The following is a 10,804-nucleotide window of genomic DNA, read 5'->3' on the forward strand; positions in this document are numbered from 1 at the left end:
CGCTCCTGTTCTTCGTCAGATAGCCCGCTATCTTCCTCATCACAGAAGCGAAAATGCCTCAAAAACTCATCCCAAATCATCGCACGATAAATTCAAAACAGCTTCTAATTTTTTCCGTGATTTTCTTCTGATTGCTATTTTATCGCGTTAATCTGTCGTTTCGTTCGATTTTTTCAGCGATATTTTTTATTTTTGTCCATTGCTATTCCACTCGTTACTTTATTGACGTTTATCAGTTGTTTTGTTACAACAAAACTGATTTCGTATATACCTGGTAGCCGTTGGATTGTCGGATAAATACTTTGCAGGTAACTGCAAGCGTACAAGATGGATTTGACAATATCAAATGAAATTATTATGAGGATAAGACTTTTATTGCTTTTATTGATGTGCGGTTTGATGTTTTCCGTTAAGGCTCAAACTTATCAGCCTACCGCAGAGAATTTGAAAGCCCGCCAAGAGTTCCGTGACAAGAAATTCGGTATATTCCTGCATTGGGGATTGTATGCCATGCTGGCAACAGGTGAGTGGACCATGACTAACAAGAACCTGAACTATAAGGAATACGCTAAGCTGGCTGGGGGATTTTTTCCTTCGAAGTTTGATGCAGCCAGGTGGGTGAGTGCCATTAAAGCATCGGGGGCGAAGTATATTACTTTTACGACACGTCATCACGAAGGTTTTTCGATGTTTGATACGCAATATTCGGATTATAACATTGTGGATGCCACACCGTTCAAGCGTGATGTGCTGAAGGAGCTTGCCGATGAATGTCGTAAGCAGGGCATCGGTTTACATCTTTATTATTCGCATATCGACTGGTACCGTGAAGATGCGGTATGGGGACGCACGGGACGTGGAACGGGGCGTCCTAACCCAAAAGGGAACTGGAGGAGCTATTATACTTTCATGAACAACCAGCTGACTGAGTTGCTGACCCATTACGGCCCTATCGGTGCTATTTGGTTCGACGGTGTATGGGATCAGGATCAGAATCCCGGCTTTGATTGGGAATTGGATGAGCAATATGCTTTGATTCATCGATTGCAACCTTCCTGCCTGGTGGCTAACAATCATCACCTCACACCCTTTCCGGGAGAAGATATTCAAATCTTCGAACGTGACCTTCCAGGAGAAAATAAAGCCGGACTTTCGGGACAAGACATTAGTTCTTTGCCTCTGGAAACCTGCCAGACGATGAACGGTATGTGGGGGTATAAGATTACAGACCAAAACTATAAGTCGGCTAAAGACTTGATTCAATACTTGGTGGGTGCAGCCGTGAAAGATGCTAACTTGTTATTGAATATTGGTCCGCAGCCCGATGGAGAATTGCCCGAAGTGGCGTTGCAACGTCTGGCGGAGATAGGTGAGTGGATGAAAGTTTACGGTGAGACCATTTATGGCACACGTGGCGGATGTGTCGGTCCGCATCCTTGGGGAGGCACCACCCAAAAAGGCAATAAGCTTTATGTACACATCCTTAACCTGCAAGACAAGGCTTTGTTTCTTCCGCTTACCGGCAAGAAAGTAAAGAAAGCTTTTTATTTCGTAAACGGAACACCCGTGAAATACGAGAAGAACCGTGTAGGTTACACGCTTTTGCTTGATAAAATACCGACGGATATTGATACGGTGATAGCATTGGAACTGGAGTGAGCCGGATTCAGATAAACAATATTCCGATAATCCCACAGAACAGTCCGATGAGGAAGCCTCCGCCCACTTCATTCAAGGTGTGCTGGCGGACGATGATGCGTGCCGAGCCCAGCATGCCGGTGAGCAGGATGAAGATGCAGAGCCACCACGTAGGATTGAACTGGAATATAAAACTGTATGAAAGCAATCCGCCTATCATCATGCCGCCGCTTGCCATGTGGGTGCTGATTTTCCATTTAAGATTAATAAGCGCACAGATGACCATACAGAGCAAGGTTGCCACGATGATGCCGCCCATATAGCGGGGAAGATGATAACGGTACATCGTGACAAGGCATCCTACATAGCTCAGGATGGTAAGGATATAGGGTACATAGCGCCGTTCGCGTTTGCCTAGTTCATGAAGAGACCATCCGTTGATTTTCTGCATCAGATATATGCTCAGCATCGGCAAGAGGATGGTGAAACAATACACTATGGCAAGCACGATAAGTTTGTATTGGAGTGGCAATATGCGCAGGTAAGTGAAGAGAAAGAGCAGGACAAAGGCTACGAAAGGGACCATAAAGGGGGTGAATACAGCCGACAGGATACGGGCTGCCGTTATCCACGGGTCTTTTTCTTCTTTAGGGTTCCGTTGTACGGGGTCGTGATAAGTCAGTTGGTCGGGGATGTTTGTATCTTCCATTGTTTTTATCTTCTTAGTCGTGCTACAGGGATGTTCAGTTGCTGCCGGTATTTGGCTACAGTGCGCCGTGCGATGGGGTAGCCTTTGTCTTTCAGTATATTGGCAAGTTCGTCATCGGTATAGGGCGCGTTCTTGTCTTCATGGTCTACACATTCTTTCAGTATACGCTTGATTTCGCGGATAGAAAGTTCTTCGCCGTTTTCGGTAGTATATCCGTCGCTGAAGAAAAATTTGAGCGGATAGATACCGAAGTTGGTCTGCACATATTTACTGTTGCTCACGCGTGAGATGGTAGATATATCCAGATGGGTACGTTCTGCCACGTCTTTCAGTATCATCGGGCGGAGGAGCGATTCGTCTCCTTCCTGAAAGAAGGGGCGTTGCAGGTCGATAATTGCCTGCATGGTACTCATCAGGGTTTGTTGGCGTTGTTTTACGGCATTGATGAAGTTTTGTGCTGCGTCTACTTTCTGTTTCAAGAACAGGAGGGCATCTTTCGATTCCTTGCTTTGGTTCGCTTTGTTGCGCGTATGCTCGTCCAGCATGTCGGTGAATTCGCGGCTCAGCCGGAGTTCGGGTACGTTGTGGTTGTTGAGGCTGAGGCTGATGGTGCCGTCGTCTTCGGTTTCAACGATGAAGTCGGGAATGATTTGTTGCAGGTTTTTCCCGATGGCTTCTCCCATTGAGCTTCCAGGACGCGGATTGAGTTTTACCAGTTCTGCTACAGCATCGTTGTATTGTTTTTCAGTGATGTTCAGTCTTTGTAAGATTCTGTCTTTGTTTTTTTTGGTGAAGTCATCGCAACATTTGTCGATAATGTTGTATTCGATTTGTTTCAAGGGTGAGTCTTCTTTCCGTCTGATTTGCAGGAGCAGGCATTCTTGCAGGTTTCTTGCTCCGATTCCGGCGGGATCGAAGTCCTGGATGACAGACAAAACGTGTTCTACTTCTTCGGGTGTGGTGCTGATGCCTTGGTAGATGGCAAGTTCGTCGATGATGGAGTCAATGCTTTTCCGCAAAAGCCCGTCATCGTCGAGTGAACCGATAAGGTATTCTCCCAATTGCTTTTCTTCGGGTGTCAGGGCTTGCATGTCAAGCTGTTCTTTCAGGGTTTCATAAAAAGAGACATTGTCCGAGAAGGGTATGTCTTCGGGAGTATCGTTTTTTGAGCGGTTATTCTCTTGTAGTTTGTAGTCGGGGATGTCATCTTCGGTACGATAGTCACCCAATGAGAGATCTTCTCCATAATCGGTGTTGGGCTCGCCGTCCTGGTCGGTGGTGGCATAGTCTTCCCCCTCATCGCCGTGCAGGTCGTCTCCAGAAGGCTCCTTGCCTTCTTCCAGTGCCGGATTGTCCAGAAGTTCCGCGTGGACGCGCTCTTCCAGTTCTACCGTAGGGAGTTCCAGTAATTTGACCGCTAAAATCTGTTGGGGCGACAAGGTTTGTACTTGTTGCTGTGTCTGTGTCTGTACTTGACTTGAATGTATTGCCATAAGCCGGATTTGATTAACTTTCGCAAAGGTAGGAAATAAATTTGAGAATGAATCGTTTTTTCTTTATCTTTGTTCAGTCATGCCAGATTTGCAATCCGGAGCCATTTGTTGATGATGCGGATTGCAAATCCAGCGTGACGGGGAAGCATCCATGTAGGGGCGTATCGCATACGCCCGTATGCGTCCACTAATCTGCGTAGATGTATTCAGGGCGTATGCGATACGCCCCTACAAGATTGGTCACGCACTGCGTGGCGAATTGGGAAGGGCAAGTAAAGCAAGGGCAGGCAACCCCTGACCATACAGGTTGTTTTTGTGAAATGAGGAATATAAAAAGCAAGACTTATGAGAAAATTAGTTTGTGTCGGTATGCTATGTGCATTGTTATCTGCATGTACATCTCCGTTCGAGAAGCAGGTGAAGGCGGATTTCGAAGAGAAAAAGGCTTTGTTCTCACAAGGGGATTTCTTCGGTGTGTTCGATGATGAAGGATTGACATCCGATGAGCGGGATGCCCTGATGTTTTTGTATGCCTATATGCCGGTAGGAGATGTGACCGATTATTCCGGTGAGTTTTATTTGGAGAACGTCCGAAGCTCGTTCGCCACACGCGAGGAGACGGCCTGGGGACAATCGATTCCGGATGAGGTGTTCCGGCACTTCGTTCTTCCGGTGCGGGTGAATAACGAGGCGCTCGACCGCTCGCGGATGGTGTTTCATGATGAATTGATGCCACGCCTGAAGGGATTGGCGATGTATGACGCCGTGCTTGAGGTAAACCATTGGTGCCACGAGAAGGCGAATTACCAGCCTTCGGACGCGCGTACCAGTTCGCCCCTTGCCACGGTGCGGACGGCTTACGGGCGTTGTGGGGAAGAGTCTACTTTCCTTGTGGCTGCGCTCCGCTCGGTGGGCATTCCGGCACGGCAGGTCTATACGCCCCGCTGGGCACATACCGACGACAATCATGCGTGGGTAGAGGCTTGGGTAGACGGGAAATGGTATTTCCTGGGAGCGTGCGAGCCTGAGCCGGTGCTTAATTTGGGCTGGTTCAACGAGCCGGCAAGCCGCGGCATGCTGATGCACACCAAGGTGTTCGGCTATTACGAGGGACCGGAAGAGGTGATGCGCACCACCGCCAATTATACCGAAATAAATGTGATAGGAAACTATGCGCAGAACGCACCGGTAACGGTACTCGTGACGGATATCGACGGGAAGCCCGTCGGAGATGCTTGCGTGCGCTTTGGCATCTATAACTATGCGGAGTTTTATCCGGTTTCATCCCAGAAGACAGGTGCGGACGGACGGGCAAGCCTTTCCGCCGGACTGGGAGATATGGTGGTGCTGGCGGTGAAAGGCCGTGCGTTCGGAATACAGAAAGTGTCTTTCGGAAAAGACAAGGAAGTAAAACTCCGGCTCGAACATCAGGTAGGCGACACGCTTTCGTTCTCGCTTGACATCGTTCCTCCCGCAGGTGACCCGACACTTCCGGAAGTCACGCCGGAGCAACGCGCTGAGAACGATATCCGTTTCAACCGGGAAGACTCCATCCGCCATGCGTATATCGCTTCCTTCCCCAGTGCGGACGCGATTCGTGCCTTTGCCTCGGAAACGGGATATGAAGCAGAAGCGGTTGCACCCTATATCGTGGCTTCGCGCGGAAACGCTTCGGAGATAGAGGCTTTCTTGAAAGAAGCGGCAGGACGGGAGATGCGGAGTCGTGCGCTGGATTTGCTGGGCACACTTGCCGAGAAAGACTTGCGCGATGCGGAGGCAAGCGTGCTGGACGACCATCTGTATCATACGGATTCGCTGGCGGATGTGGCTACGGTCTTGGCTCCGCGCATCGGATACGAAATGCTGACTCCTTACCGTTCGTTCTTCCAGCGTGAGATACCCGAAACGGATGCCGCCCGTTTCCGCGAGAAACCTTTGGAACTGGTGGAATGGTGTAAGGATAGCCTGACGCTCCGGGATGACTTGTGCACGGTGGGTACGGTGATTTCTCCCGAAGGGGTATGGAAAAGCCGTATGGCTGACCGGACTTCGCGGAACACGTTCTTTGTAGCGGTGGCACGTTCGCTCGGCATTCCCGCATGGATAGACCGTGTGACGGGATATGTATTATATAAGGAGAACGGCAAGGATGTAGCGGTAGATTTCGAAAGCGGACGTTCGGAACAAGTGGCGGAAGGCACGCTGAAGCTGGACTATACGCCGATACCCCGTCTGGGCGACCCGTCGTATGCACGCCATTTTTCCTTGTCCCGTTTCGATGGGGAAGGGTTTGCCTTGCAGGTTTATCCCGATTTCGAGCCTTGGAGTAAGTTGTTCAAAGAACCGGTCCCGGTTCCGGCAGGCTATTATATGCTGGTATCCGGCACCCGTCTGGCTAAGGGAGGCGTGCTGGCGCAAGTGTCTTTCTTTGGCGTGGAGCAGGATAAGGAAACCGATGCAGGACTGGTGATGCGTGAGAGTGAGGAGGCGGTCAGTGTGATAGGCAGCTTCAATTCGGAATCCAAGTTCCAGACTCCGGAAGGCGGGGAGACTTCGGTTTTGCTCACCACGGGCAGGGGCTATTTCATTGTGGGCATTTTAGGCGTGGGTGATGAGCCTACCAACCATGCCTTGAAGGACATCGCCGCCAAGGCGAAGGAACTGGAAGCGTGGGGCAGGAAAATCGTGCTTCTTTTCCCCTCTCGTGCCGCTTACGAGAAATATATGTCGGCTCCGATAGCAGGTTTGCCCGCCACCGTTTCGTTTGGGATTGATTCGGATGGAAGCATAGAAGCCGCTATCCGGAAGGAAATGAAGCTCAGTTCCGGCACACGGTTGCCTATTTTCATCATTGCCGATACGTTCAATCGGGTGGTGTTCGAATCACACGGATACACCATCGGCATGGGAGACCAGCTGTTGAACACGGTTCACGGATTATAGTAGATTGGTTTTCACCACAGATTAATCAATTTACGATTTGATAATTTACTATTTATACGAATCAGGAGTTAAACGTAGTTAAGTTGCACAGGAGTTATCACTTCATTCAGGAGTTAAAGTCCAATAGCCCTGTCTCTCTGAAAACAGTGCAAGGGGTATTGGCGTCTAACTCCCAGCCCGCCCAGCGGGAGATAACTCCCTTTTAACTCCTGATTGGCATTATTTACTATTTTGATATATTCCGCAATTAGCCAATGTAGGGTGGGGTTCGACCGCCTGTATGCGTCCACGTGGATGTTTTCGGGCAGGCAAACCCTGCCCTACAAGTTAATTGGCAAGATGCGGGATTCATTAAAAAGAAGCATAATGAAAAACGAGATTTTACATTCACTCTCGAAAGAAGAGTTGATACGGTTGATAGAAGATTATTCGAAAAACTGGCTGGCGATGGACGGCGTGTGGTTTCAGTCGGTAGAGCGGATGCGCGGGATGGACGAGGCGATGCATCACGATGCCGAGGCTTGGCGGAGGTTTACCGTGATTGAAGCCAAGCGCATCAAGGCGTTCTTGGGCTTGCCCGAACGGCCCGGCTTAGAAGGACTTGCCCGTGCCTTGCAATGCCGTTTTTATGCGAATCTGAATGAGGCGGATATCATCATGGATGCCGAAAGGAAAACATTGGTGTACCGTACCCGTGAATGCCGGGTGCAACGGGCACGCGAACGGAAAGGAATGCCTTTCCATCCTTGCAAGCCAGTAGGCGAGATAGAGTATGCAGGTTTCGCCCGTACCATTGACGAGCGCATCTCGTGCGAGTGCATTTCATGCTTTCCCGACGTGACAGACCCTGCATGTTGTTGCGCTTGGCGTTTCAGTCTGAATGATTAGTCATACGGTGTTCCGCATAATGCTTCAATTGTAGTCCGTACCCGTCGGGATGTAGTGACATCGCGGGTATATTCGTCTGCATCTTTGCTTCCCATTGTGACTTCTGGATTGGTGAAAAGCATACGGCTCTTCACTTGCTCGCGGGCAGAGAAATGGAATTCCCGGATGCTGGTGTCTTGTGCCAGCTTTCGGATATTTGTTTCGTTCACGCCACATCCGGCAAGAAGGATGATGCGCTCTTTGGCATATACTTGCAGGTCTTTGAGAAGAGAGGCACCTTGAGGGGCGGTAGGTTGCTGGCCCGAAGTAAGGATGCGTGTCACTCCCAATGATACCAGTTCATCAAGTGCCCGGTAAGGATTCTGGCAATGATCGAAGGCACGATGGAAGGTGACAGGGGTGTCTCCGCTGGCTTCCATCAGTTTTTGCATCAGTGCCAGGTCGATGTTGCCTTCCGGTGTGAGACATCCGAACACCAGTCCGTCGGCACCTGCCTTACGTGCCGTGCGGATATCTTCCAGCATTGTTTCTGCTTCGATGGGAGAATACAGGAAATCGCCTCCCCTTGGGCGGATGATGACATGCAGACGGATGTCGAGCATCCGGCGTGCGGTCTTGATTTCACCATACGAAGGGGTAGTCCCTCCTTCGGGGATGCCGGCGCACAGTTCTACGCGCTGGGCTCCTCCTTCTTGTGCGGCAAGACAGCTTTCTACCGAATTGGCGCACACTTCGAATGTGTATTTTCTTTCGTTCATCGTTTTAAAGTATGTGTAAAATTAATATTCTCACCACAGTGGGCACGGTAGCACACTGCGGGAATTAATATCTGAAGCTGCTTCCACCCAAGAATTCGCGAAGGAGCGAGGTGGGTGGTAACTGATTATCGGGGATAGACGTAAAATAGCCCAGAAAACGAAGCAGGCGGTTGGCTTCCGAATACGCCGGACAATTGTTCGGTACTTTGCGTAAGAGGGGTTCGGCATAGTCTTTCAGCACGGCAAGCTCGAACAGAAGGGCGGAGTTGAACATTGCATCGGCATATTCCTGGTAAGGGAAAATCCACTTTTCTTCTCCTGCACGTACGCTTTCCCACCGGTTGATGGTATCCTCGGCACTGCTTCCCCGGTATTTCGAGTCACGGATGATGCGGCGCAGGAGCCGGTTGTCTGTCGTTGGGATATAGTTATGATTATCCAGTTGGATAGTGGTCAGTGCCGATACATAGATTTTGTATTTGTTCGCTTCCGGAATGTGGCGTGTCAGTTCGGGATTGAGTGCGTGTATGCCTTCCAGTATCAGAATCATGTTGTCATTGATACGGAGTTTCCTGCCACTCATTTCCCGTTTTCCTGTCACGAAGTTGAAGCGTGGAAGTTCAATTTCTTTACCGGCTATCAGATCTTGTAATTGCGATTCGAAAAAAGGCAGGTCGAGGGCATAGAATGATTCGAAATCGTGCTTCCCGTTTTCGTCCAACGGGGTATCGTCGCGGTTCACGAAATAATCGTCCAGCGAGATAGGGTAAGGGCGCATGCCGTTGGTGATGAGCTGTACGCTCAGGCGCTTGCTGAAGGTGGTTTTTCCCGATGAGGACGGTCCCGAAATCAGGACCAGTTTGACACGTTCCCCGTTCTGGTCACGGTGGGTGATTTCATCGGCGATGCGGACGATTTTCTTTTCCTGAAGTGCTTCGGATACATTGACCAGCTCGGTGGCAAGCCCTTTCTGGCACGCGATATTGAAATCGCCTACGGTGGCGATGCCTAAGATCTCGTTCCAGCGATGGTATTCTTGGAATACTTCCAGCATTTTTTCTTGCTTTACCACTTCTTCCAGCCGGGTAGGGTCTTTCCGGTTAGGGATGCGCAGGAGTAGTCCGTCATAGTATTTTACGATGTCGAACAAACGGATGTATCCGGTGCTGGGGACGAGGCTTCCGTAATAGCAATCCGTCGTGTTTCCCAGCCGATAGTAAAATGTGTATAACTGGTCATAGCTGCGGAGGAGTTTTGCCTTGTCCATCATCCCGTGCTGGAGGAACATTTCGGCCGCTTGTCTGGTGTGGCACTCGATGCGCTGGAAAGGGATGTCTGCTGCAATGATTTCCTGCATTTTCTGCTTGATGCGAATCACATCGTCTAGTCCGATGGAACGGTCCAGATGCAAATCGCAATAATAACCTCTTGATACAGGATGCTCCAGCGAGATGCTTCCTTGAGGATAGAGTTTTTCTACCGCCTTGACCAGAATGAAACACAACGAGCGGAAGTAAGTGCGCATTCCTGAAGGATTTGTGATGTCGAGGAACTCGACATCCTTATTATAGTATACTCTGAAGTTCAGGTCTTCTACTTTATTGTTTACCTTGGCGCTTACCACGCCATAAGGCATATCCAGTCCGAAACCGTTATAGATGTCGAGCAAACTGCTCCCTTCGGGAAAACTTTGGGTGGAATTGTTGTTTTTGCAATAGATGTCTACCATAAAGGTGTATATTTGTTGTTTTCGAGGGTTAAGTTACGAATTAATCCCGACATTCATTGGCTTTTAAATCTTTTTTTATTTGTGAGTATAGTTTCCAAGAAAAATCAACGACTTTTGATTTATATCAAGAATTTGCGAGAAGAATGCGAAAAACTGCTTTTAAATATAATAACATATGTCGTAAACCTGTATTTTTGTGTCGTAAAACATAAAAACAGGATAACTAGTATGCTTAAAAGGATGAAAAAAATTCTTGTAACAGGTCTTCTGGAAATGAAGAACAACAATGTGCGTATCTGGGAAGACATGACACGTTGACAGAAGATTAGGATTTTTTTGAATGTAGTAAAAAGTAAATGAAAATGGAATGAATAATGGAGGTTGCAGGGCGTAGAGCTTTGCAACCTTTTTTGTTAATGTGCTAATGAATAATGTGCTAATGAATAATGTGCTAATAAATAATGTGCTAATGTGAGAATACATTATTGCATTATCACATTGCCACATTGTCACATTGCCACATTATCACATTGCCACATTATCACATTGCCACATTATCACATTAGCACATTATTTATTAGCACATTATTCATTAGCACATTATTCATTAGCACATTAACAAAAAAGGTTGCAAAGCTCTACGCCC

7 protein-coding genes are annotated in these 10,804 nt (G+C 48.6%); 3 read left to right on the forward strand and 4 right to left on the reverse strand.

Annotation, left to right across the window (positions count from 1 at the left end):
* Positions 1 to 357: 357 nt before the first annotated feature.
* Complete coding sequence (locus B5F71_RS16985; protein WP_087212680.1) at positions 358 to 1,659, forward strand: alpha-L-fucosidase; 1,302 nt, start codon at positions 358 to 360, stop codon at positions 1,657 to 1,659.
* A gap of 7 nt (positions 1,660 to 1,666) precedes the next feature.
* Here B5F71_RS16985 and B5F71_RS16990 read toward each other — a convergent pair whose 3' ends face one another.
* Both B5F71_RS16990 and rpoN read right to left on the reverse strand, forming a co-directional pair.
* Positions 1,667 to 2,347 carry a phosphatase PAP2 family protein gene (locus B5F71_RS16990; protein ID WP_022038730.1) on the reverse strand — a complete coding sequence of 227 codons (681 nt, stop codon included), beginning with the start codon at positions 2,345 to 2,347 and terminating at the stop codon, positions 1,667 to 1,669.
* A 5-nt stretch (positions 2,348 to 2,352) separates the two neighbouring features.
* Entirely contained in the window at positions 2,353 to 3,840 is a 1,488-nt protein-coding gene (rpoN, locus tag B5F71_RS16995) for an RNA polymerase factor sigma-54 (RefSeq protein WP_087212661.1), read from the reverse strand.
* 345 nt (positions 3,841 to 4,185) lie between these two features.
* Here rpoN and B5F71_RS17000 point away from each other — a divergent pair, with 345 nt between their 5' ends.
* Both B5F71_RS17000 and B5F71_RS17005 read left to right on the forward strand, forming a co-directional pair.
* Positions 4,186 to 6,783, forward strand: a complete 2,598-nt coding sequence (locus tag B5F71_RS17000; protein ID WP_087212664.1) for a transglutaminase domain-containing protein — start codon at positions 4,186 to 4,188, stop codon at positions 6,781 to 6,783.
* Positions 6,784 to 7,149: 366 nt separating this feature from the next.
* Positions 7,150 to 7,671: a DUF6125 family protein gene (locus tag B5F71_RS17005; protein WP_087212667.1), complete on the forward strand. Its 522-nt coding sequence runs from the start codon at positions 7,150 to 7,152 to the stop codon at positions 7,669 to 7,671.
* Here the strand turns inward: B5F71_RS17005 and B5F71_RS17010 are convergent.
* Both B5F71_RS17010 and B5F71_RS17015 read right to left on the reverse strand, forming a co-directional pair.
* Positions 7,668 to 8,429, reverse strand: coding sequence for a copper homeostasis protein CutC (locus B5F71_RS17010; RefSeq protein ID WP_087212670.1), 762 nt, complete (start codon positions 8,427 to 8,429; stop codon positions 7,668 to 7,670). The two genes, B5F71_RS17005 and B5F71_RS17010, sit on opposite strands and share 4 nt — an antisense overlap.
* Positions 8,430 to 8,493: 64 nt before the next feature.
* Complete coding sequence (locus B5F71_RS17015) at positions 8,494 to 10,158, reverse strand: nucleoside kinase (RefSeq protein WP_087212673.1); 1,665 nt, start codon at positions 10,156 to 10,158, stop codon at positions 8,494 to 8,496.
* Between the last annotated feature and the right edge of the window lie 646 nt (positions 10,159 to 10,804).

Source organism: Bacteroides sp. An269 (genome assembly GCF_002159755.1).
GTDB classification, from domain to species: domain Bacteria; phylum Bacteroidota; class Bacteroidia; order Bacteroidales; family Bacteroidaceae; genus Phocaeicola; species Phocaeicola intestinalis.